The sequence below is a fragment of the Nonomuraea guangzhouensis genome (assembly GCF_019396345.1).
Taxonomy (GTDB): domain Bacteria; phylum Actinomycetota; class Actinomycetes; order Streptosporangiales; family Streptosporangiaceae; genus Nonomuraea; species Nonomuraea guangzhouensis.
The window spans coordinates 84110-106865 of record NZ_JAHKRM010000020.1 but is presented as its reverse complement, the minus strand read 5'-3'; the positions used below and the strand labels follow the sequence as shown (position 1 = coordinate 106865).

Annotated in this window: 14 protein-coding genes; 6 read left to right on the top strand and 8 right to left on the bottom strand. The window is 69.3% G+C overall.

From position 1 onward, the window contains the following. Positions 1-64 precede the first annotated feature (64 nt). The gene (locus tag KME78_RS36570; RefSeq protein ID WP_219534020.1) at positions 65-1105 is read left to right on the top strand and encodes an arginase family protein; all 1041 of its coding nucleotides are present in this window, start codon (positions 65-67) and stop codon (positions 1103-1105) included. A gap of 79 nt (positions 1106-1184) precedes the next feature. Here KME78_RS36570 and KME78_RS36565 read toward each other — a convergent pair whose 3' ends face one another. Together KME78_RS36565 and rsmA are read right to left on the bottom strand one after the other, a co-directional pair. Then, positions 1185-2111 (bottom strand): C40 family peptidase, encoded by a 927-nt coding sequence (locus KME78_RS36565; RefSeq protein ID WP_219534019.1) that lies wholly within the window; start codon positions 2109-2111, stop codon positions 1185-1187. 364 nt (positions 2112-2475) lie between these two features. Beyond that, positions 2476-3336, bottom strand: coding sequence for a 16S rRNA (adenine(1518)-N(6)/adenine(1519)-N(6))-dimethyltransferase RsmA (gene rsmA, locus KME78_RS36560; protein ID WP_372455016.1), 861 nt, complete (start codon positions 3334-3336; stop codon positions 2476-2478). Positions 3337-3406: 70 nt separating this feature from the next. Between rsmA and KME78_RS36555 the strand changes: the two genes are divergently transcribed. Then, positions 3407-5185, top strand: a complete 1779-nt coding sequence (locus tag KME78_RS36555) for a serine/threonine-protein kinase (RefSeq protein WP_219534018.1) — start codon at positions 3407-3409, stop codon at positions 5183-5185. Then, positions 5182-6390, top strand: coding sequence for an FG-GAP repeat protein (locus KME78_RS66490; protein ID WP_219534017.1), 1209 nt, complete (start codon positions 5182-5184; stop codon positions 6388-6390). The genes KME78_RS36555 and KME78_RS66490 overlap by 4 nt, the downstream gene beginning before the upstream one ends. Before the next feature lie 53 nt (positions 6391-6443). On the opposite strand, the gene dnaE is transcribed toward KME78_RS66490, so the two are convergent. The 3 genes from dnaE to KME78_RS36535 form a co-directional block, all read right to left on the bottom strand. Then, positions 6444-9998, bottom strand: a complete 3555-nt coding sequence (dnaE, locus tag KME78_RS36545) for a DNA polymerase III subunit alpha (RefSeq protein WP_219534015.1) — start codon at positions 9996-9998, stop codon at positions 6444-6446. Positions 9999-10124: 126 nt separating this feature from the next. Then, positions 10125-10982, bottom strand: a complete 858-nt coding sequence (locus KME78_RS36540) for a resuscitation-promoting factor (protein ID WP_219534013.1) — start codon at positions 10980-10982, stop codon at positions 10125-10127. Between the two features lie 142 nt (positions 10983-11124). Then, the gene (locus KME78_RS36535) at positions 11125-12000 is read right to left on the bottom strand and encodes a TatD family hydrolase (protein WP_219534012.1); all 876 of its coding nucleotides are present in this window, start codon (positions 11998-12000) and stop codon (positions 11125-11127) included. On the opposite strand from KME78_RS36535, the gene KME78_RS36530 reads away from it, so the two are divergent. Both KME78_RS36530 and KME78_RS36525 read left to right on the top strand, forming a co-directional pair. Continuing rightward, entirely contained in the window at positions 11999-15313 is a 3315-nt protein-coding gene (locus KME78_RS36530; RefSeq protein WP_219534011.1) for an AfsR/SARP family transcriptional regulator, read from the top strand. The two genes, KME78_RS36535 and KME78_RS36530, sit on opposite strands and share 2 nt — an antisense overlap. Positions 15314-15337: 24 nt before the next feature. Continuing rightward, the gene (locus KME78_RS36525) at positions 15338-16576 is read left to right on the top strand and encodes an FAD-dependent monooxygenase (RefSeq protein WP_219534010.1); all 1239 of its coding nucleotides are present in this window, start codon (positions 15338-15340) and stop codon (positions 16574-16576) included. Here KME78_RS36525 and metG read toward each other — a convergent pair. Both metG and KME78_RS36515 read right to left on the bottom strand, forming a co-directional pair. Continuing rightward, positions 16521-18302, bottom strand: a complete 1782-nt coding sequence (metG, locus tag KME78_RS36520; RefSeq protein WP_219534009.1) for a methionine--tRNA ligase — start codon at positions 18300-18302, stop codon at positions 16521-16523. The two genes, KME78_RS36525 and metG, sit on opposite strands and share 56 nt — an antisense overlap. Positions 18303-18363: 61 nt before the next feature. Beyond that, positions 18364-19587, bottom strand: coding sequence for a glycosyltransferase family 2 protein (locus KME78_RS36515; RefSeq protein ID WP_219534008.1), 1224 nt, complete (start codon positions 19585-19587; stop codon positions 18364-18366). A gap of 99 nt (positions 19588-19686) precedes the next feature. Between KME78_RS36515 and KME78_RS36510 the strand changes: the two genes are divergently transcribed. Continuing rightward, positions 19687-21231: a hypothetical protein gene (locus tag KME78_RS36510; protein ID WP_246652696.1), complete on the top strand. Its 1545-nt coding sequence runs from the start codon at positions 19687-19689 to the stop codon at positions 21229-21231. Here the strand turns inward: KME78_RS36510 and KME78_RS36505 are convergent. Continuing rightward, the gene (locus tag KME78_RS36505) at positions 21167-22753 is read right to left on the bottom strand and encodes a dolichyl-phosphate-mannose--protein mannosyltransferase (RefSeq protein ID WP_308127270.1); all 1587 of its coding nucleotides are present in this window, start codon (positions 22751-22753) and stop codon (positions 21167-21169) included. The two genes, KME78_RS36510 and KME78_RS36505, sit on opposite strands and share 65 nt — an antisense overlap. Positions 22754-22756: the final 3 nt, after the last annotated feature.

Here is a 22756-nt window from a genome sequence, read left to right as displayed (position 1 = left end):
GACGGCGGGCCGATGCATAGGGGTAAATATAGGTCTTTGAGCGAAAGGGAGTGTTTTGTCGGAAGTGACGGTTGTTGAGGTGCCGCAGTGGCGGGGGTCTGGGTCCGGTACGGCGGAGCGGCTGCGGGAGGGGGCTCGGCTGGTGGCCGGGATGGTGCCTGCGGGGCGGCGGCTGCGGGTTGATGTGGAGGATGATGATCTGATCGTCACGGCTTCTCGGGTGCGGGCGGTGATGTCGCAGTTGGGCGATGGGCTCGTGGTCACTGCCGGGGGTGATTGCGGAGTTGAGTTGGAGCCGGTGGCGGCGGCTCGGCGGAAGTACGGGGATCGGCTGGTGGTCCTCTGGTTCGATGCTCATGGGGATCTCAATACGCCGGCCAGCTCACCATCTGGGGCGTTTCACGGCATGGTGCTGCGGGCCCTCACCGGGGAAGGGCCGGAGGGGTTGGTGCCGGAGGAGGCGGTGCGTCCGTGGCAGATCGTGCTTGCCGGGGTGCGGGATCTTGATCAGGCTGAGGTCGCGTTCGTTGAGGCGAGCGGGGTGTGCCATCTGGGAGTGACGGACTCCGTGGCGCTGGTCGACGCTGTTGCTTCGGCAGGCCTCGATCGGGGGCAGGGTGCTGTCTCGGAAAAACCCGACCGTGAGTCGAGCCTTGAGGCTGAAGAGTCCGGTCGTGGGTCGAGCCTTGGGGCTCATGAGTCCGGTCGTGAGTCGGGGCTTGGGGCTCAAGAGTCCGGTCGTGGGTTGAGGCTTGGGACTGAAGAGGTCGGTCGTGAGTCGGGGCTTGGGACTCAAGAGGTCGATCGTGGGTCGGCGGTCGGGGTTGAGGAGTCCTGTCGTAGGCAGGGGGGCGGGGTCGAGGAGAAGGCGGTCTACATTCATATCGATCTTGATGTGCTGGATCCGGAGGTGTTCGCGAGTGTCGGGACGCCGGCGCCGGGTGGGTTGCGTCCTGATCAACTGCTTGAGTTGGTCGGTGCGCTGGCGGAGCGGTTCGAGGTGGCAGGGCTGGGGATCGTGGAGTATGAGCCGACCAGGCAGGAGGATCAGGAGCTGCTTGCGCCGCTTGTCGACGGGTTGGTCAGAGTTTGCGCCCGTATGTGAGTAGCCGGACCGCACCCAGCGAAATGGGGGCATCGGCGGATGCGGTCCGAGTGTGTGGAGCCCTGCTACGGGCTGTGGGTCAGCCTGGGCGTACGGCGCCTCGGTAGAGGGGGCGATAGTAGGTGGAGGTCAGGAACGGGGTTCTTCTGACTACGTCGCCGGTTTTGGGGGCGTGGATCATTACGCCTCCGCCCAGGTTGAGGCCGACGTGGGTGGGGTCGCCGGTGCCGCCGCCGAAGAAGACCAGGTCGCCCTTGCGTAGGTCGCCGAGCGTGACTCTGCGGCCCTGGCGGAACTGGGTGCCTGTGTAGTGGCCGAGTCTTATGCCGGCTTTGGACCAGGCGTAGAGGGTGAGGCCGCTGCAGTCGAAGCCCTTGGTGTGGGCTCCTCTGCCTATGCCTGTGGTGGGGCCGGTTGGTGCGCCGCCGCCCCATGAGAACGGGGTGCCCAGCTGGTCGATGGCGGCTGCCGTTGCCACATCGCCCTTGGCCAGGGGCTTGGTGGGAGTGTCCCGAGGGGTCTGGGCTGGGGGGTTGGGGGTGGGGCAGGACTCTGGGGGGAGGGGGATGAGGACGTAGATGGGCTGGTTGTTGTGGGCTACCGCATCAGGAGGTAGAGCGAAGAACGGCTCTGGTGGGATGGGGATGTCCTGAGAGTGCTTCGTCTCGCGGTCGTTGGCTGCTGCGGGTGGGTTGGCGGGGAGAGTGATCAGGCGGAAACACGGGGTGGTCGGCGGTGTGGGTGAGGTGACGGTTGCGGCGGCCACCGCGCTGGGGGGTGCGATGAGGGCCGCGAGGGTGCCGCCGCCGATCGCGAGCCAGGTGAGAGCAGAGCAAGTGGCCAAGGTAGAGCGAGCGGCCGGGGCGGGGTGGGTGTCCAGGGCGGGGGTGGCGTCCAGGACGGGGCCGACGTCCAGGACAGGGCGGGCGTCCAGGACAGGGCGGGCGTCCAGGACAGGGCGGGCGTCCAAAGCGGGGCAGGGAGTCAGGGCGGAGCGGGGGGTCATGGTGGGCCTCCTGCGACGTGCGGAATGGAGGCCCCAGGATCTTGCGATTGGTCAAGGCGGCGGGGAGCCGAACGGGGTTCTGTGGATAGCGGGGGATACGGGGGCAGGCCCTGTGGATATCCAGGGGCGCCGGACAACGCAGGCCTCGGTGGACAGCGGGCGCGCCGGGCGAAACGGATCGGCTGCCCCGAGAGCCAGGCAAGGCAGGTTTCGGTGGACAGCGGGCGTGCCGGGCGAAACGGATCGGCTGCCCCGGGGGCCGGGCAAGGCAGGTTTCGGTGGACAGCGGGCGTGCCGGGCGAAACGGATCGGCTGCCCCGGGGGCCGGGCAAGGCAGGTTTCAGGGGATAGCGGGGCGATACATCTAGGGCTTGGCTTCGGCGATCCGGGCGAAGGCCGTCACGTCCAGCTGCTCTCCCCTCTCCGAAGGATCCACCCCAGCGGCCCGCAGCGCCGCCTCAGCCTGGGCGGGGCTGCCGGCCCACGAGGCCAGCGCGGCCCGCAACGTCTTACGCCGCTGCGCGAACGCGGCGTCGATCACCGCGAACACCTCCTCCCGCGACGCGGACGTCTCAGGCGGGTCCCGCCGGACCATGGAGACGAGGCCGGAGTCCACGTTAGGGGCGGGCCAGAACACCGTCCGACCCACCGGCCCGGCCCGTCGTACGTCCGCGTACCAGGCGGCCTTCACCGACGGCACCCCGTACACCTTGGAGCCGGGCCCCGCCGCGAGGCGGTCGGCCACCTCCGACTGGACCATCACGAGGCCCTTGTGCAGTGACGGCAGCGTCTGCAGCAGGTGGAGGACCACCGGGACCGCGACGTTGTAGGGGAGGTTCGCGACCAGGGCGGTGGGGGTGTGGCCTCGCAGGTCGGCGGAGGCGATGCGCATGGCGTCGGCCTCCACGACCGTGAGCTTGTCGCCGAGGCCGCGGTCCGCGACGGTTACCGGGAGCTGGGCGGCAAGTACGGGGTCGATCTCGACGGCCACCACGTGCTGGGCCGCGCCGAGCAGCGCGAGGGTGAGCGAGCCGAGGCCGGGCCCGACCTCTATGACCACGTCTTCTGGCGCGACTCCGGCGACTCTGACGATGCGCCGGACGGTTCCCGCGTCGATCACGAAGTTTTGGCCTAGCTTTTTGGTCGGACGAAGATTTAGCTTATCCGCCAAAATACGTATTTCTGTAGGGCCCAACAGGTCCATCATCCAACCAGTCTCCCGCATCGAAGAACCTGCGATGGCGGATGGGGGCACCACAGGGGAGGATGGCGTGGAACAGGAAGGGACGTCCTTGATGGAGCCAACGGGCGCCGCGCCGCTCCGCCCGACGGATCTGCGAGAGATCGGGCCATACCGACTGCTCGGGCGGCTCGGCGAGGGTGGAATGGGTACGGTGTTCCTGGCCAGGGCACCGACGGGGCGGTTCGTCGCGGTCAAGGTGGTGAAGGCGGAGTTCGCCAACCAGCAGGGGTTCGCGGACCGCTTTCACGCCGAGGTGGAGAACGCGCGGCGGGTGGCGTCGTTCTGTACGGCGCAGGTGCTCGACAACGGCAACACCGGCGACGGCCGGCCGTACATGGTGACCGAGTACATCGGCGGCACCCCGCTGTCGGACCAGATCGCCAAGTACGGCGCGCTGGACCCGGGGCCGCTGCACGGCGTCGCGCTGGGAGTCGCGGCGGCGCTGGCGGCGATCCACGTCGCCGGGCTGGTGCACCGGGATCTCAAGCCGGCCAATGTCATCTTGTCGCTGTCCGGGCCGCGGGTGATCGACTTCGGCATCGCCAGGGCGCTCGACAGGGAGACCGGGTTCACGATGTCCGGCGAGCTGCTGGGCAGTCCCGGCTGGTGGGCGCCCGAGCAGGTGCGGGGGGAGACGGTCACTCCCGCCGCCGACATCTTCGCCTGGGGTTGCCTGATCGCGTACGCCGGTAATGGGCGCCACCCGTTCGGGCGCGGCGACCCCATCACGCTCGCGACGCGCGTCCTGAACACGCCGCCCGACCTGGGCGCGCTGCCCGCGCCGCTCGACGAGCTGGTACGGCGGGCGACCGACATGGAGCCCGCCCAGCGGCCCACGGCCCAGGACCTGCTGATCGCCCTGGTCGGAGGCGCCGCGCCCCAGCCGGCGGCGACGGCGACGGTGGAGAATCCGCCGACCCTGGTGGCGCCCGGGCTGCTCAACGACTGGGAGCCGCCGCAGAACGTGGTGAACGAACCCGACATCACTGCCACGTTCGCCACGCCACCGCCCAGTGACACGACGGCCAAGGGGCCGGCCGTGGCGACCGACGTGCCCCAACAGGAGCAGGCCGATCTGCAGGAGCTGGCCCGCCGCGAGGAGCAGGCGGCCCGCGAGGAGCTGGCGCGCTGGGAGGTTCCGACCCCCCAGCAACCGACTCCGAAGAAGCCCAAGAAGCCCAAAAAGGAGCGCTTAGCCGAGCAGGCCCCTCAGCCCGCCAACGACGAGTTGAGCGTGCAGGCCCGCAACACGGACCCGGGGCGCCAGGCCGAGGAACTGTCCACGGACGACACCCAGGCCCCCCTCCCCGGCCGCTCCCTCAGCACCCGCTGGCTCATCGCGGCCGCCGCGGCCGTGGCGGCCATCGCCGTCACCGTCGGCGTCCTCATCGTCACCTCCAGCCGCAACATCACACCGCCCGCCCGGACGCAGACCCAGTCGGCGACCGCCTCGGCGCGGCCCAACGACGTCGGTCACCGGTTCGCCCTCGGCAAGTCCTTCGACGACCCGCAGCTCATCGTCGTCACGGCCCCGCAGTGCGGCCTGAAGGAGTTCGAGGGCAAGACGCAGACCCAGGGCCAGCTGTGCGTGGTCCGCTGGACGATGCTGAACCCCGGAGGCGAACGCCAGGAGATCGGCGACCCGATCGTCTCGCTGCTCGACGACAGAGGCGGGCGCCACGACCCGGTGGAGGCCACGTTCCCGGCGGTGATCACCGCGGGTAGCCGGATCGACAACGCGTTCGTGTTCGACATGCCGCTGTATCGCAAACCCCTGGAGCTGACCGCCACCAGACTCAAGAACGGCAACCAGATCGAGGTCCGGCTGTGAAGACGATCGGTGCGGCGCTCCTGGCGCTCGCGCTCGCCGTGGGCGGCACGCTCGCGACCGGCACCGCCGCGGCAGCCGCCAAGAAGGCCGCCTGCTCGGGTACGAGTGACTTCGACGGCGACGGCCTGGAGGACGTGGCGGTCGGCGACCCGTTCGCCGACGGCGGCAAGGGCGCCGTGCACATCCTCTCCGGGGACAAGGTGATCCCGATCGCGGTGCCCGGCCTTCAGCAGGGCGACGCGCTCGGCTGGTCGGTGACGCTGGCCAAGGTCGATCCCGGCAACCCCTGCGCCGACCTGGTGGTGGGGGCGCCGTACGCGGACGTCGACGGCGTCAAGGACGCTGGTGCGGTCTATGTCGTGTACGGCGGGGGCAGCCCGGCACCGCAACAACTGGTGGCGCCCGAGCCGCAGCGCGATGCCCACTTCGGCTGGTCCCTGGCGTCCCGGGGCAGCCTGGTGGCGATCGGCGCGCCGTACGAGGACCAAGCCCAGATCGCCGACGCGGGCTCCGTCTATGTGCGCGAGGGCACCGGTCGGCTGATCAGGATAAATCAGGACTCGGCGGAGGTGCCGGGCAACGGCGAGGTCGGCGACCAGTTCGGCTGGTCACTCGCCGTCGGGCCGGGCAACAGCCTGCTCGTCGGCGTCCCGTACGAGAACGACGACGGCGCCGGCCGCCAGGTCGACGCGGGCAAGTCCGACTCGGGGGCCGCGGTCCGCATCGACAATGTGCTGGCGCCGACGCTCCAGGGGGTCAAGCTCGACTCGCCCACCAAGGCCGCCGGAGACAGGTACGGCTACGCGGTGGCGTACGCCGAGGGGGCCGGGTTCGCGGTGACCGCGCCGGGCCACGGCTATGTCCAGCTCTACGACCCGTCTATGCGCCCGACGCGGCGGGTGGGGCAGGGGGCGGGGTTCGGGTTCTCGATGGCCGCCTCGGTCGACGGCAAGGTGGCCGTCGGCGCGCCCTATGAGGGAGAGGTACGGGTGCTGTCGTTCAAGAACGCGGCCGAGGACAAGAGGCTCCCGGCGTCGGACGGCCTGTTCGGCTGGTCGCTGGCGTACGGCGGCAACAAGCTCTACATCGGCCAGCCCGACGCCGTGCCGACCGGCAAGGTCCTGGTGCTGGCCCGCAACTCCGACGAGTTGCGGCCGCTCCAACCACCCGCCGGCGCCGACTTCGGCACCTCGATCGCCGGTTGACGTGGTGTGTGGCCGGTTGACTCAGCCGGCCACACACCGCCGGGGCCGCGGACTTACATCATGATCGCTTCCGGGCCGAACAACTGCTTGACGTCCGCGGCGAAGCTGGGTTCGGCATTGACGGAGAACTCCGGCACAGCACACACCATGATCTTCCCGGTCAGCCGCTGCACATTGATCCGCAGCGGCACGTTGCCCTGGTGCAGCTTCAGCACGTTACGGAGCTCTTCCACGGCTTGCTGCGTGAGACGTTCCTCGCGCACCTGGATGGTGATGGGATGCCCGGAATCGCTGGTGATGCCGGACACGTCGAGTGGAGTGAGGTCTTCCGCGAAGATGCTGATGGCGCCGTCACGGTTGTTGACCTTGCCGCCGACCGACACCACGGCATCTCCGCGCAGCTCCGGCGCGTACAGCTCATAGCTCCTGGGGAAGAACAGGCACTCGATGGCCGCGTCCATGTCCTCGACGGTGACGATCGCCCACACGTTGCCGGCCTTGTTGACCCGCTTGTCGACCTTGGTGATCAGGCCGCACACCCGGACGTCCCCGCGGTCGTCACGGCCGCTTTCGAGGAGTTCGGCGATGGTGGTGTCCCGGTGGCGGGCCAGGAGCCGCTCCGTGCCCGCCAAGGGGTGATCCGACACGTACAGGCCGAGCATCTCCCGCTCGAAGTCCAGTCGCGTCTTCTTGTCCCACTCCATGTCGGGAATCTGTACGGAGAACGCCGCCGTGCCCGCATCGTCGCTCGGCCCACCGAACAGCGAGTCCTGGCCGTGGGCCTCGTTCTTCTTGATGTCGATGACCGAATCGACCGCCGGCTCGTGCACCATGAGCAGCGCCTTGCGCTGGTGGTCGAGCGAGTCGAAGGCGCCCGCCTTGATCAGTGATTCGATGACCCGCTTGTTGCAGACCGTCAACGGCACCTTGCCGAGGAAGTCGTTGAAGTTGTCGTAGAGGCCCTTCTCGGTGCGGGCTTTCACGATGCCTTCGACGACGTTCTCACCGACGTTGCGGACCGCGCCCAGACCGAATCTGACCTTGTCGTCGCCGACCGCGACGAAGTCGAGCTGGGAGTCGTTCACGTCCGGGGCGAGCACCTGGATGCCCATCTTGCGGCACTCGGCCAGATAGACGGCGGCCTTGTCCTTGTCGTCGCCCACGGAGGTCAGCAGGGCGGCCATGTACTCGGCGGGGTAGTTGGCCTTGAGGTAGGCGGTCCAGTAGGCGACGAGGCCGTAGCCGGCGGTGTGGGACTTGTTGAAGGCGTATCCGGAGAACGGCAGCATGACGTCCCACAGCGCCTGGGTGGCCTCGGCGCTGTAGCCGTTGCCGTGCATGCCCTTCTGGAAGTTGGCGAACTCGGCGTCCAGGATCTCTTTCTTCTTCTTGCCCATGGCGCGGCGCAGCAGGTCGGCGCCGCCCAGGGTGTAGCCGGCCAGCTCGCGGGCGACGGCCATGATCTGCTCTTGGTAGACGAGCAGGTGGAAGGTCGGACCGAGGATCGGTTCGAGCGCTTCCTTCAGCTCGGGGTGGATGGGGTCGATGTCCTGGCGGGCGTTCTTGCGGTGGGCGTAGTTGGTGTGCGCGTTGGCCGCCATCGGGCCCGGCCGGTAGAGGGCGAGCACGGCGGCGATGTCCTCGAATCGGCTCGGCTCCATCAGCTTCAGTAGCTGCCGCATCGGGCCGCCGTCGAGCTGGAACACGCCCAGGGTGTCGCCGCGGGCCAGCAGCTTGTACGTCTGCACATCGTCGAGCGGAAGGGTCAGGGTGTCGAGTTTGACGCCCCGGTTCTGCTCGATGATCTTGATGGCGTGGTCGATGATGCCCAGGTTCCGCAGCCCCAGGAAGTCCATCTTGACCAGGCCCATGTCTTCACAGGACGGGTAGTCGAACCCGGTGATGATCACGCCGTCCTTGTCCCGCATGTGCATGGGGATCAGGTCCAGCAGGGGCTCCGAGGACAGGATGACCGCCGCGGCGTGCACACCGGTGCCGCGGATCAGGCCCTCGATGCCGCGGCCGGTGTCGATGACCTTGCGTACGTCCGCGTCGTTCTCGTACAGAGCGCGGAGCTCGCCGCCCTCGTTGTAGCGGGGGTGGTCCTCGTTGAAGATGTCGGCGAGCGGGACGCCCTTGCCCATGACGTCCGGCGGCATCGCCTTGGTGATCTTGTCGCCCATGGCGAACGGGTAGCCGAGAATCCGGCTCGCGTCCTTGACGGCGGCCTTGGCCTTGATCGTGCCGAACGTGTTGACCTGGGCGGTCGCTTCGCTGCCGTACTTCTGCGTCACATAGTGGACCATCCGGTCCCGCTGGCGGTCGTCGAAGTCGAGGTCGACGTCCGGCGGGTTGATGCGCTCGGGGTTGAGGAAGCGCTCGAACAGCAGGCCGTGCTCCAGCGGGTCGAGCTCGGTGATGCGGGTGGCGTAGGCGACGATCGAGCCGGTGGCGCTGCCTCGGCCCGGGCCCACGGCGATGCCGTTGTCCCTGGCGTACTTGCAGATGTCGGCGACCACGAGGAAGTAGGAGGAGAACCCCATGGGACCGATGACCTTCATCTCGGTCTCATACCGCTCCATCACCTCGGCGGGGATGGGTGTGCCGTAGCGCAGCTCCAGGCCGCGCTCGACTTCCTGGCGCAGCCAGGATTCCTGCGTCTCCCCCTCGGGCACGTCGGGGAACTGCGGCATCCGGTCGATGTGCTGGAACACGTCGCCGTAGTCGCCCACCATCTCGGCCACGAGCAGCGTGTTGTCACACGCTTCCGGCAGGTCGGTGAACAGCTTGCGCATCTCGTCAGCGGTCTTGAGGTAGTAGCCCGAGCCGTTGAACCGGAAACGGTTGGGGTCGTCCTTGTTCTTGCCCACGCCGACGCACAGGAGGCTGTCGTGCGCGTCGGCCTGGTCCTCCGTCACGTAGTGGGAGTCGTTGGTGACCAGGAGCGGGATGTTGAGCTGCTTGGCCAGCCGGAGCAGGTCGGCGCGGACTTCCCGCTCGATGCTGATGCCGTGGTCCATCAGCTCCAGGAAGTAGTTTTCCTTGCCGAAGATCTCTTGGTACTCGCCGGCGACTCTGACCGCCTCGTCGTACTGGCCGAGCCGGATCCGGGTCTGCACCGCGCCGGACGGGCAGCCGGTGGTGGCGATGATCCCGTTCGCGTGCTTGGAGATCAGGTCCTGGTCCATGCGGGGCTTGGAGTAGTAGCCCTCGAACGACGCCAAGGAGGACAGCCGGAACAGGTTGCGCAGCCCGTCCGCGTTCTTGGCCCACATGGTCATATGGGTGAACCGGCCGCCGCCGGAGACGTCCTTGCCGCCCTCACCGTCCGCCACGCCGGTCTCGGCGCGCTGTCCCCAGAAGACCGGCTTCTTCACGAACCGGTTCTCGGGGGCCACGTACGCCTCGATGCCGACGATCGGCTTGACCGGGCTGCCCTTCGCCACCTTCTGGAACTCGTACGCACCGAACATGTTGCCGTGGTCGGACATCGCGATGGCGGGCATCTGGAGCCGCTCGGCTTCCTTGAACAGCGGCTTCATCTTGGCCGCGCCGTCAAGCATGCTGTATTCGGTGTGCACGTGCAGATGCACGAAAGACTCGCTCACCCGTTCCCCTTACCTCGGCGCCGGCCCGACCTCTCGAACGAGCTTATTCCGTCTCATGAGGCTGTTGGGGCATCGGGCGCGAGGGGCCGACACCTTGTTGTGAGCCTGTTGCAGGCTGGCAGGCGGCTAGCCGAAAAGCCGTGATCCGCACTCCCGCCACTGGCCCTGCCACCGGCCGTCGACCAGCTGGTAGAGGAGCTGCGCCCGGTAGGTCTGCTCCTCCGCCGGCCAGGTGTGCGGCAGGCCGGTGCCGCCGACGGCCGCCCACATGGGCAGGCTGAATCCGTACATTCCGTAGTAGGGCCCGGCGGGATTGACCGCCAGCGGATTACCGTTCGACATGCACAGGGCCAGCGCCGTCCAGTTGAGCCCCGCCACGGCCGCCGGGACGACCACGGTGTGCGGCGGCGGGGGCGGGCTGACCCTGATGACGGCCCCCTGAGCCGGGAAGCTGTCGAGCGGCGGGCGTACCCGGTAGCCGCGGTGCAGCGGGACGCGGCGCTGCCTGAGCACCTCGCGGACGGTACGGGCGGTGGTCGTGGTCGCCGTCCGGACGCCGCCCGTCTCGACGTACACCTCACGCCGCGTGTACATCGACAGCGAGATGCCGGACAGCGGCACGTTCCGGCCCGGCGGGAGCGACAGTCTGCCGCCGGCGGGGCTGATGTCGAGCTCGGCCAGCGCGTCGCCGACGTTCGTGGCGGTCACCAGGTGCTGGGTGGTGCGCCCGTCGACGGTCAGGGTGATGGGACGGGCGTGGCGTACCTCGATCCACGTCCCGTCGACGAGCCGCTCCTGCCCGGCCGGTCGTACGGAGTCGCCGGACCCCACCGGCACCCCGGCCTCGCCGAGGACTTCCCGCACCGAGCCGGCGAAGCTGCGCAGCGCGATCTGCTTGCCGTCGACGACCAGCACCACGCTCTTGACCAGCCTCGCGACGGTCATGATCCCGCCCACGGCCACGACCGCGAGCAGGCAGAACACCGGTGTCCACGGCGAGCGCCAGGCAATCCGAGGGCGTGGGGCGCGCCTCTTTCCTCGCACGGTCGACCTCCGGTAGCGGCTTCGGGCGGCACGACGCTAGTGGCGCCCGCGCCGTGGCCTCCACCGGTTCACGGAAAGATGGTCACCACTCTCCGAAGACCGTGACTCCGTTGACGCTGATGGCCTCGCACAGCTCGTCCGGATGGACTCCCTTGACCTCCGCCAGGCAGCGCAGGGTGAGCGGGATGAGGTAGGGCGCGTTGGGCTTGCCCCGGTACGGCACGGGCGGCAGGTAGGGAGCGTCGGTCTCGACCAGCATGAGCTCCATCGGCGCGACCTGGGCCGCCTCCCGCAGGTAGGAGGCGTTCTTGTAGGTCACCGGCCCAGAAAAAGACATGAAATATCCGGCTTCGGCGCACTTTTTCGCCATTTCGGAGTCGCCTGAGTAGCTGTGGAACACCACCACCGGCGGCGCGCCCTCGGCGGCCAGCACCTTCAGCACGTCGTCGTGCGCGTCACGGTCGTGGATGACCAGTGCCTTGCCGGTACGCTTGGCGATCTCGATGTGCGCCCGGAAGCTCGCGTGCTGGTCGTCCTTGGTCGCCCAGTCGCGGTAGTAGTCCAGCCCGGTCTCCCCCACCGCCCGCACCTCCTCGCGCCCGGCCAGCGCCTCGATCTCGGCGAGCGTCTCGGGCGTGGCCGCGTGCGCCTCGTTGGGATGGATCGCGACGCCGGCGTAGATCCCCTCGTGCTCCGCCGCCGCCTCGGCGTTCCACCGGGAGGACGGCAGGTCGTAGCCGATCGTGACGAGCCGGGTCACACCGACGGCACGCGAGTCGTCGAGGATGCTCCGTACGCTCGCCGACGCCGCCTGTGCCGCCTGCGCCACCGGATCGCCTGAGGACGCCTGCCGGTTTCCGACCATGATGTCGAGATGGCAGTGGCTGTCGAACACCGGCGCGGACAGCGGCTCCGGCGGGCTGGGAATCTTGCTCACGCCCTCTAAAGTAACCTCCATGCGCTTCGGCATCCTCGGCAGCACCCGTGCCTGGCGCGCGGACGGCGGCGAGGTGCCACTCGGCGGCCGGGCCCGGCGAGCTCTGCTGGCGCTCCTGCTCATCCGGCCCGGCGAGGTCGTCACCTACGACCGGCTCATCGATGTCCTGTACGGCGAGCAGCCGCCCAAGAACGCCCAGCACGCCCTGCACTCCCAGGTGTCGAGGCTGCGCGGTGACGGCATCATGGTCGAGCGGGCGGCCACGGGCTACCGGCTGGCCGTCGATCCCGGTGATGTCGACGCGCACCGGTTCCTGCGGCTGGCCGAGGCCGGGCGGCAGGCTCTCGACGCCGACCCGGACCGGGCCGCCGCGTTGCTGGGCGAGGCTCTGTCCCTGTGGCGTGGCACCGCGCTCGCCGATCTCGACCCGGCTCATGCCGTACCCCTCGAAGAGCGGCATGTGGCCGCCCAGGAGGACCGGATCGAGGCCGACCTGCGGCGCGGCGCCCACCGGGTGACGATCCCGGAGCTCGGCGAGCTGATCGAACGCCACCCGCTGCGCGAGCGGCTGCGCGGCCAGCTCATGCGGGCCCTGAGCGCGGACGGCCGCCAGGCCGAGGCGCTGGTCGTCTACGAGCAGACCAGGCGGCTCCTGGCCGACGAGCTGGGCACCGACCCCTCACCTGACCTGTCCGACCTGCACCAGACCCTGCTACGCGGCGAACTGGCCCGCCTGACACCACGGCCCACCATCGCGCCCGGGCCCGCCCCTGTCGGACCCACCGCGCGGACCCCGCCCGCGGCGACCACCCCTGGACCTGCCGGACCGACCGCAACGGTCTTGGCCACCGCCGAACCAACCCCAGCCACCCCAGCCACCACCGGACAGATCGCAGTCGCGTCCGGTGGGTCGGGGATGCCGGTCCGGCTCACCACCCTGGTCGGCCGGGACTACGATCTGGCCGCGGTCGGCGCGCTGCTCGACTCGGCCCGGCTGGTGACGCTGCTGGGCCCGGGTGGCGCGGGTAAGACGCGGCTGGCGGTCGAGGTCGCAGGGCAGCGTCCCGACGCCTGTATGGCGGAGCTGGCCTCTCTGAACGAGGGCGCCGGGCTGCCGCAGGCGGTGCTCGGCGCGCTGGGCGTGCGTGAGGGCGGCCTGCTGGGCGGTCCGACCGAGCCCTTGGTCGGCCAGGACGCGGGCTCGGCCGACCCTGCGGCCCTCTCGCGGTTGATCGCCGCGCTGGCCGAGCGCTCGCTGCTGCTCGTGCTCGACAACTGCGAGCACCTGATCGAGGACGTCGCCGCCTTCGCGGAGCGGTTGCTCGCCGCCTGCCCTCAGCTGCGCATCCTGGCGACCAGCCGCGAGCCGCTCGGCATCACGGCCGAGCACCTCTGGCCGGTACGCCCGCTCGCCACCCCCGACGCCGTCCGTCTCTTCACCGACCGGGCAGCGGCGGTCCGCCCGGGTTTCACGCCGGACGAGACGGTCGAGCGGATCTGTTCCGCGCTGGACGGCCTGCCGCTGGCGATCGAGCTGGCCGCCGCCCGCATGCGTACGCACGAGGCCCCCGAGCTGGCCGAACGCCTCGCCGGCACCGACCGCTTCCGGCTGCTGTCCCGCGGCAGCCGTACCGCCGACGCACGGCACCAGACGCTCCGCGCGGTCGTCGCGTGGAGCTGGGAGTTGCTGACCGAGCCCGAACGCGCGATGGCCGCCCGCCTCACGGTGTTCTCCGGCGGCGCCACCGCGACGGCCGCCGCCGAGGTGTGCGGCCTGCCCGACGCCGAGGAGCTACTCGACTCGCTGGCCGACAAGTCGCTGCTGAACGTGGCCGCCGGCCGCTACCGCATGCTGGAGACCATCCGCGCCTTCTGCGCCGAGCAGCTCCCCGACGAGACCTCCGTACGGCGGGCGCATGCGACGTACTTCCTCGGCCTGGCGCAGAAGGCCGACCCACACCTGCGCGCGGCCGAGCAGCTCGACTGGCTGGAGTCGCTGTCCGCCGAGCACGACAACCTCCGTACGGCCCTGCGCTGGGCGGCCGAGGCGGGCGAGGTGCGGCTCGGCATGCGGCTGCTGGCGGCGCAGTCCGCCTACCTGTGGATGCGCGGGATGCGCGGCAGCACCAGGGCCTCGGCCGTCGCCCTGCTGGCGGCGGCCGGGCCGGCGCCGGATCCGGAGCTCGGCGACGCGTACGTGCTCTGCCTGCTGACCGTCGCCGGCGGCGAGGCGACCGGCGAGCTGTGGGCCCGCCACTCCGCCGTGGCCGACGCGATCGTGTCGGCCGGCGAGGGGACGCGGGAATACCCGGTTCTCACGTTCCTGTGGCCGATGATCACGGCGGCCATGCACGCCCCCGAGCCGACTCTCGCGGTACTGGCCAGGGCCACGACGAGTCCCGACCTGTGGGAACGCGCCATGGCCCGGATGATGTGGGCCTATTCGCTGATGGCTCGCGGTGAGTACGCCCAGGCACAGGCCGACCTGGTCTCGGCGCTCGACGCCCTGCGCGCGCTCGGCGACCGGTGGGGGTCGATGATCTCGCTCGACGCGCTGGCCTGGCTGGCCGGCATCCATGGCGACCGGGCCACCGCGCTGGCCCGCACCGACGAGGCGATCGTGCTGGCCGAGGAGCTGGACGCGACCGAGGACCTGGCCGATCTGCTGTGCAACCGGGGCGATCACCACCTGCGTGCCGACCCAGCCGCCGCCAGGGCCGACTACGAGCGGGCCGCCGAACTGGCCCGGCGTGTGGGCGTGCCGACGAACGTGGCGTCGGCGCTGCGCGGGCTCGGCGACGTGGCCCTGGAGGAGGGCGACCTGGTCAGGGCGCGGGAGCTGTACGAGGAGGCGCTGCGGCGGTCGGATCCCCGATGGCTCAGGACCACGGGCAGCAGGATCCGGCTCCTGGTCGGCCTGGGACGGCTCGCGGCGGCCGACGGCGATCTCCTCGCGGCCGCGGCCTGGCACCGGCGGGCGATCGAGGCCGCGCTGGCGACGGGCGCGATGCCGGAGTGCGCCCGGGCGTTCGAGTCACTCGCCCGGCTCGCGCTCCTCGAAGAGGGCGGTGCTCTGCTTTCCGCCAAGCTGCTGGGGGCCGCCACCGCGGTGCTCAGCGGGATCCGGCTCGATACGCCCGTAGCCGCGGACGTCTCCGCCCAGGTGCGGGCCGTCCTGGGCGATGAGGCGTACGAACGGGCCTGGAACGAAGGCTCGGCGCTCACCCACTTCCAGGCGGCCCACCTGGCCGGTGTGTCCGATGCGGCGATCGCCTCCTCACCGCTGCGCCTGATCGCCATCCTGCCCGGTGAGCTCGGGGTGAGACCGCGGTGAGCGCGCCCCGCGAAGCTCGGCCACATGGACATTCTGCTCTCCGGCGCCAGCGTCGCCGGTCCCGCCCTGGCCTACTGGCTCAACCGCTCCGGACACTCCACCACGATCGTCGAACGGGCGCCCGCCCTGCGTGACGGCGGCTACTCGGTCGACTTCCGCGGCGACGTCCACCTCAATGTGCTCCGCAAGATGGGCATATTCCAGGAAATTCAGCGACGGCAGACCCACATGGGCGCCATGTGGAACGTCAACGAGGCAGGCAAGAAGCTGAGCGCCCTGCCGGCCGACCTGTTCGCCGGTGACGTCGAGATCCTGCGCGGCGACCTCGCCGAGATCCTCTACGACCTCACCAGGGACCACACCGAGTACATCTTCGACGACTCCATCGCCGCGCTCGACGAGGACGCCGACGGGGTCACGGTCACGTTCGAGCGGGGGCCGAGCAGGCGCTTCGACCTGGTGGTCGGTGCCGACGGCCTGCACTCGAAGGTGCGTGAGCTGGCCTTCGGCCCGGAACGGCAGTTCCTGTCGTACCTGGGCCTGTACTGCGCGATCTTCACGACGGAGAACTACCTCGGCCTCGACTACAGCGGCCAGGCCTACGGCACACCGGGCAGGATGGTCGCCCTCTACAGCGCCAGGCAGAACACCGAGGCCAAGGCCATGTTCTGGTTCGGCTCGCCGGAGCTGACCTATGACCGCCGCGACACCCGCCGCCAGCAGGACCTGCTGGAGCAGGCGATGGCGGGCGTCGGCTGGGAGGCTCCCCGGCTGCTGCGCGACAGCCGGCGGGCCGGCGACTTCTACTTCGACGCCATCGCCCAGGTGCGGATGGACCGCTGGTCACACGGCCGGGTCGTGCTGCTCGGCGATGCCGCCTGGTGCCCCTCGCCGCTGTCGGGCATGGGCACCGGGCTGGCCATCGTGGGCGCGTACGTGCTGGCGGGCGAGCTGGCGGCAACCGGCGACCACCGGACCGCCTTCGCCGGGTACGAGGCGGCCATGCGTGACTACGTGCTCGCCTGCCAGAAGATGGGCGAGGGCGTCAGCAAGTTCATGGTGCCGGAGAACAAGTTCATGCTCTGGTTCATGAACCAGAACTACAAGCTGATGCCGTACCTGCCGTGGAAAGGCCTGATGGCGCGGTCCGCGCGGAAGACGGCCGCCGCCATCAGGCTCAAGGACTATGAGCCTCAACGAAATGAGCTCAGTCGGCCAGCCGGGCCAGCTCCTCGTCCACGACCTTCGGGTCGAGCTTCTTGAACAGCGGCACGGGCGGCGCGAGCGGGGTGCCGGGCTTGATCTGCCGGTGCTCCCACTGGGCCGCACCCTGGTAGTCGCCGGTGATCACCGGGTAGGGGGTGCCACCGTCCTCGTCGACGTCGTGCATCTCCGGCATGCCGGACCAGACGCCCTCGCCGCCGAGCATCGCGTGCACCTTGTTGGACGAGCCGGGCAGGAACGGCGTGAGCATCGTCTTGGCGTCGTCGACCACCTGGAGGGCGACGTGCAGGATCGACTTCTGCCGCTCCGTGTCGTCCTTGAGCTTCCACGGCTCCTGCTCGGCCAGGTAGCGGTTGGCGTCGCGGACCACGTCGAACGCCTCGGTGATGGCGTTCTTGAACCGTGACCGGTTGAGCTCGGCGCCCACCGGCCCGAAGGCGTTGCGCGAGCGCTCCAGCAGCGCCCGGTCGGCGTCGGTCAGCTCACCGGCCTCGGGAATCGCGCCGAAGTTCTTGGCCGCCATGGAGATCGACCGGTTGACCAGGTTGCCCCAGGCCGCGACGAGCTCGCCGTTGTTGCGGTTGACGAACTCCTGCCAGGTGAAGTCGGTGTCCTGGTTTTCCGGACCGGCCACGGAGATGTAGTAGCGCAGCGCGTCGGCGTCGTAGCGGGCCAGGAAGTCGCGGACGTAGATGACGACCTGCCGGGAGGAGGAGAACTTCTTGCCCTCCATGGTCAGGAACTCGCTGGAGACCACCTCGGACGGCACGTTGAGCGCGCCCAGCGACCCCGGGGAGCCGCCCCTGCCGCCCTGGCCGCTGTAGCCGAGCAGCATCGCGGGCCAGATCTCGGCGTGGAAGACGATGTTGTCCTTGCCCATGAAGTAGTAGCCACGGGCGTCGGGATTCTGCCACCACTGGCGCCACGCGTCGGGGTCGCCGGAGCGTCTGGCCCACTCGATGGAGGCGGAGAGGTAGCCGATGACGGCGTCGAACCAGACGTAGAGCCGCTTGTTGGGCTGGTCGCGCCAGCCGTCGAGCGGGATCGGCACGCCCCAGTCGAGGTCGCGGCTGATCGCCCTCGGCTGCAGGTCGCCGAGCAGGTTGAGGGCGAACTTGAGCACGTTGGGCCGCCACTCGCCCTGCTTGGACTGCAGGTAGGAGCCGAGCACCTCGGCGAAGGCCGGAAGGTCGAGCATGAAGTGCTCGGTCTCGACGAAGATCGGCGTCTCGCCGTTGATGCGGCTCTTGGGGTGGATCAGCTGGATCGGGTCGAGCTGGTTGCCGCAGTTGTCGCACTGGTCGCCGCGGGCACCGTCGTAGCCGCAGATGGGGCAGGTGCCCTCGATGTAGCGGTCGGGCAGGGTGCGCCCGGTGGACGGGGAGATCGCGCCCATCGTGGTCTTGGGGAAGATGTAGCCGTTGTCGTAGAGACCCTTGAAGATCTCCTGCGTGACGGCGTAGTGGTTCTTGGTCGTCGTGCGGGTGAACAGGTCGTAGGACAGCCCCAGGCCGGTCAGGTCCTCGGCGATCACCCGGTTGTAGCGGTCGGCGAGCTCGCGGGCGGTGACGCCCTCCTTGTCGGCCTGCACCTGAATGGGCGTGCCGTGCTCGTCGGTGCCGGACACCATCAGCACCTTGTTGCCCGCCATCCGCTGGTAGCGGCTGAAGACGTCGGACGGCACGCCGAATCCGGAAACGTGCCCGATATGGCGAGGGCCGTTAGCGTAAGGCCACGCTACGGCGGTCAAGATGTGCTGGGACATAGGCCAAGCCTACGGTGCGACCGCGGTCGCCTCGTACCGAATCCCGGCACGAGGCGAATGATCAACGCGTCGTGGACTCCTCGCGGGACACGGCCTCGGCCGCCTCCTCGGCCACCTTGGCGGCGACGTCTATCGAGCTCTCGCGGGTGCGGCGGATGCCCAGGATGCTGATGAACAGCGCCGCGAAGATGGTCTGGAAACTCATGATGAGTGCCGTGGCCGACGGCACGACGATGCGCAGCGACTCACGCGGGTCGAGCGAGCCGAAGCTGCGGACCTGCCAGTGCGACAGCGACATCACCAGGCCGACGAGACCGGCCACGGCCAGCAACCCGCCGACCACCAGGCCCTTCTCCAGCGTGACGATGTCGATGAGCTTGCGTACGCGGGTCGACTCGGGCAGGAAGCCCTCCTCGGCCGCGTAGACCTTGGTGAACAGCGCGAACAGCGCGGCCTGGAAGCCGATCACCACCGCCGCCGACGCCCCGACCAGGGTGTCGACGTCGAAGGCCAGCTCGCCGATCTCGACGGGGCCGAACGTCAGCGCCGTGCCCGCGACCAGGCCGATGATCATCAGCAGGATGCCGGGATAGAAGAACAGCCACTTGGGGCTGTACAGCATGAGGAAGCGCAGGTGGCGCCAGCCGTCACGCCAGGAGCGCAGGTGCGGCGGCCGGGAGCGGCCGTCGGGCGACAGCGTCGTGGGCACCTCGCGCACGTCGAGGCCCGACAGCGTGGAGCGGACCACCATCTCGGAGGCGAACTCCATGCCGCCGGTCTGCAGCTGGAGCCGCAGGATCGAGTCGCGCCTGAAGCCGCGCAGGCCGCAGTGGAAGTCGCCGATGGCCGACGGGAAGAACAGCCGGCCGATGAACGACAGCACCGGGTTGCCCAGGTAGCGGTGGAGCGGCGGCATGGCGCCAGGCGCGATGCCCCCCTTGAACCGGTTGCCCATCACGAGATCGGCACCGTCGCGCAGTTGCTCGACGAACGGGAGCAACGAGGTGAAGTCGTAGGAGTCGTCAGCGTCGCCCATGATGACGTATTTGCCACGTGCGGCACGGATGCCGCCCATGAGCGCGTTGCCGTAGCCCTTCTCATCGACGTGGACGACGCGAGCGCCGGCGTCGCGGGCGAGCTGCTGCGAGCCGTCCGTGCTGCCGTTGTCGGCGATCAGGACTTCGCCCTCGATGCCGTGCTCTTCCATGCACGCCAGTGCCTTGCGTACACAGACTTCCACGGTCTCCGCCTCGTTGAGGCAGGGCATGACCACCGTCAGTTCCACGTCTCAACCCTTCAGTTAAGGCTCTTCCAGCCCACCATCATGCCCTGTGCCCGAGGATGGTCGGGTCAAGTCCTAAAAACGACTGGCATTCTTTACAGCATGGTGAGCGCTGCGGAGAAGACCCCTGTGGACCCCTCCGCTCCTGGTCGGCTGACACGCGCGCTGGCGTTCCTCGACCGTCATCGGGTGTTCGCCGCCGCATTCGCCTTGGGCGGGGTGCTGCGGCTCGTGACCATGCTCGGGTACGGCCCGGCGATGTGGTTCAACGACTCCTACGAGTACGTCTCCGTCGCGCTGCACCCCAGGCCACACCCCATCAGGCCCGACGGTTACGGGTTCTGGCTACTGCTGCTCAAGCCGTTCCACAGTTTCTCTTTGGTAACCCTTTCTCAGCATTTGATGGGCTTGGCCACAGGCGCGCTCATCTACGCGTTGCTGCGCCGGAAATTCGGCCTGCCGAAATGGGGGGCGACGCTCGCGGCCGTCCCGGTGCTGTTCGACGCCTACCAGATCCAACTCGAACAGCTCGTCATGTCCGACACGCTGTTCACGCTGCTGGTCGTGGGCGTGGTCACGATGGTGCTGTGGAACAGGCGGATGTCGTGGAAGCTTGGTGTGGTCGTCGGGCTGCTGCTCGCGCTGACCGCCTTGACCCGTTCGATCGGCCTGCCGATCCTCGTCCTGGTCGTCGCCTACCTGCTGATCAAGCGGACCGGGTGGAAGGCGATCGTGTCCGTGATCATGGCCTGCGCGGTTCCGGTCCTGGCCTACATGGGTTGGTTCTCCACAAACTTCGGCAAATTCGCGATGACCAACAGCGACGGGCTCATCCTCTACATGCGCACGGCGATCTTCGCCGACTGCAACAAGATGCACATCGACAAATACCGGGAGCTCCAGATGCTCCTGCTGTGCATCAACGACCCGGTGAGCCAGCGCAAGGACTACGCGCAGTGGTACCTGTGGGGCCAGGGCAACGGCGACGGCCAGGGCACCGGCGAGGTGCTGCACCGCTGGGGCGCGGGCAAGAAGTTCACCGACATCACCAACGAGGCCGCCAGCGCGTTCGCCACGCGGGCGATCGTCTCGCAGCCCGGCGACTATCTGAAGGTGGTCGCGCGCGACTTCTTCCGCGCCTTCAACTGGGGCCGGCCGCGCTTCCCGGACGAGAAGACGTACAACATGTATCGCTTCATCCCGTTCTACGAGCTGGATGACAGCGGCAATCCCAAGCGCCTGCCCCAGTGGCCCTCCTTCCAGGGCCGGACCGACACCGACGCCTACACCTACGAGCAGGGCCCGCCCGAGACGAGGATCGTCGCGCCCTGGGCGCAGATCATGAGCGGCTATCAGCAGGTGGTCTACCTGCCCGGCATCGTGCTGGGCGGCGTGATGCTGATCGGCCTGTACGGCACGGTGGTCCGCTGGCGCAAGTTCGGCGGGCCGGTGATCCTGCCCTGGCTCGGCGCGTTCGGGCTGCTGCTCGCGCCCGCCGCGACGGCGGAGTTCGACTACCGCTACGTTCTGCCGGCCGTCCCTCTGGCCTGCATCGCGGCGGCGATCACCCTGCGCCGCGGCGTCACTTGGGTGCGCGCTCGACCCAAGCCCGCGTCAGCATCCGAGCCCACCACTGTGCCTGCGTGAGCGTCTCGGCCACCAGCACCGGATAGAGCCACCAGAAGTTGATCAGCACGATCAGCGTGAACGCCCCCACGGCCGCGGCCCCCACCGCCCGCCGTGCGGGTGCGGCGCTCTCCTTCCCGATCACCAGCCCCGCGACCAGGACGAGCGCCAGCACCATGAACGGCACCACGGGGATCATGTAGAAGAGGTACATCGTCCGCTTGTCGGCGATGGCGTAGTAGAACCACGGCAGCCAGCCGGCGGCGTAGGCCAGCAGCACCGCCCCGGCCCGCCAGTCGCGCGTGGCGACGTACCAGGCGACGAGGACCAGCAGGGCCAGCGCGGCGGCGTACCAGAGCACGGGCGTGCCCGCCCCCACCACGGCCTGCGAGCACTTGTCGGCCCCGCACGCCGAGCCCGGCAGGTCCGTCGGGTAGAAGAAGGAGACCGGCCGCAGCAGGATCGGCCAGGTCCACGGATCCGACATGTACGGGTGGTAGTCGTGCAGGCCTGTGTGGTAGCCGAGCACCTGCACCTGATACTTCAGCCACGACCGCACCGAGTCGACGACGAAGAACAACGGCCCCGACGACGTCGCCTGGTCCCAGTCGCGCCCGTAGCCGCCCGCGGTGACGAACCACCCCGTCCACGAGGCCACGAAGGTCAGCGCGGGCACCAGCCCGAGCGCGGCCAGCCACGACGGCGCGTCCAGCGAGAAGACCCCCTGGTACGGCCGGCGCAACCCGACGGCCCGCCTGGCCCCCATGTCCCACAGCAGGCTCATGACCGCGAACGCGACGAGGAAGAACAGCCCCGACCACTTCACCGCGCAGGCCGCCCCCAGGCAGAGCCCGGCGGCCAGCCGCCACGGCCGCAGGCCCAGCCGCGGCCCGGTCGGGGTGAGCGGCGAGCTTTCGTACCAGTCGGCCAGCCGCCGCCGTGACCAGTCGCGGTCGGCCACCAGGCAGGCGAACCCGGCCAGCACCCAGAACATCAGGAAGATGTCCAGCAGCGCCGTACGCGACAGCACCAGGTGCAGCCCGTCCAGCGAGAGCAGCAGCCCGCCCAGGCAGCCGAGCAGCGTCGAGCGGGTCATGCGGCGGGCCACCCGGGCCAGGATCAGGATCGACAGCGTCCCGACGAGCGCCGCGGCGAACCGCCAGCCGAACGGGTTCACCCCGAACAGCCACTCCCCCAGCCCGATCATCCACTTGCCCAGCGGCGGATGGGCGACGAACGAGGCGCAGTCCGTCGTGTTGGGGCAGTGCTTGAAGATGTCCAGGTTGCCGGTCATCAGCCGGCGGTCGGCTATCGGGTTGTTGTTGTCGCCGACCGTGACCCGCTCCACCCCGAACCTGAGCAGCGAGTAGGCGTCCTTGAGGTAGTACGTCTCGTCGAAGACGACGGCCCGCGGCTCGCTCAGCCTGACGAACCGGAGTATCCCGCCGAAGAGGGCGACCGCGATCGGGCCCAGCCATCCCCACAGGGCGGTGCCCTGCATCGGCGGGACCAGCCTGTGCGCGGAAGACCCCCAATTCTTCACGAT

Bases quoted from the DNA above. Each gene is read 5' to 3' on its own strand.
- KME78_RS36565 (WP_219534019.1), bottom strand. From the start codon at position 2,111: ATGACCCCCCGCTCCGCCCTGACTCCCTGCCCCGCTTTGGACGCCCGC.
- rsmA (WP_372455016.1), bottom strand. From the start codon at position 3,336: ATGCGGGAGACTGGTTGGATGATGGACCTGTTGGGCCCTACAGAAATA.
- KME78_RS36555 (WP_219534018.1), top strand. From the start codon at position 3,407: ATGGAGCCAACGGGCGCCGCGCCGCTCCGCCCGACGGATCTGCGAGAG.
- KME78_RS36530 (WP_219534011.1), top strand. From the start codon at position 11,999: ATGCGCTTCGGCATCCTCGGCAGCACCCGTGCCTGGCGCGCGGACGGC.
- KME78_RS36535 (WP_219534012.1), bottom strand. From the start codon at position 12,000: ATGGAGGTTACTTTAGAGGGCGTGAGCAAGATTCCCAGCCCGCCGGAG.
- KME78_RS36525 (WP_219534010.1), top strand. From the start codon at position 15,338: ATGGACATTCTGCTCTCCGGCGCCAGCGTCGCCGGTCCCGCCCTGGCC.
- metG (WP_219534009.1), bottom strand. From the start codon at position 18,302: ATGTCCCAGCACATCTTGACCGCCGTAGCGTGGCCTTACGCTAACGGC.
- KME78_RS36510 (WP_246652696.1), top strand. From the start codon at position 19,687: ATGGTGAGCGCTGCGGAGAAGACCCCTGTGGACCCCTCCGCTCCTGGT.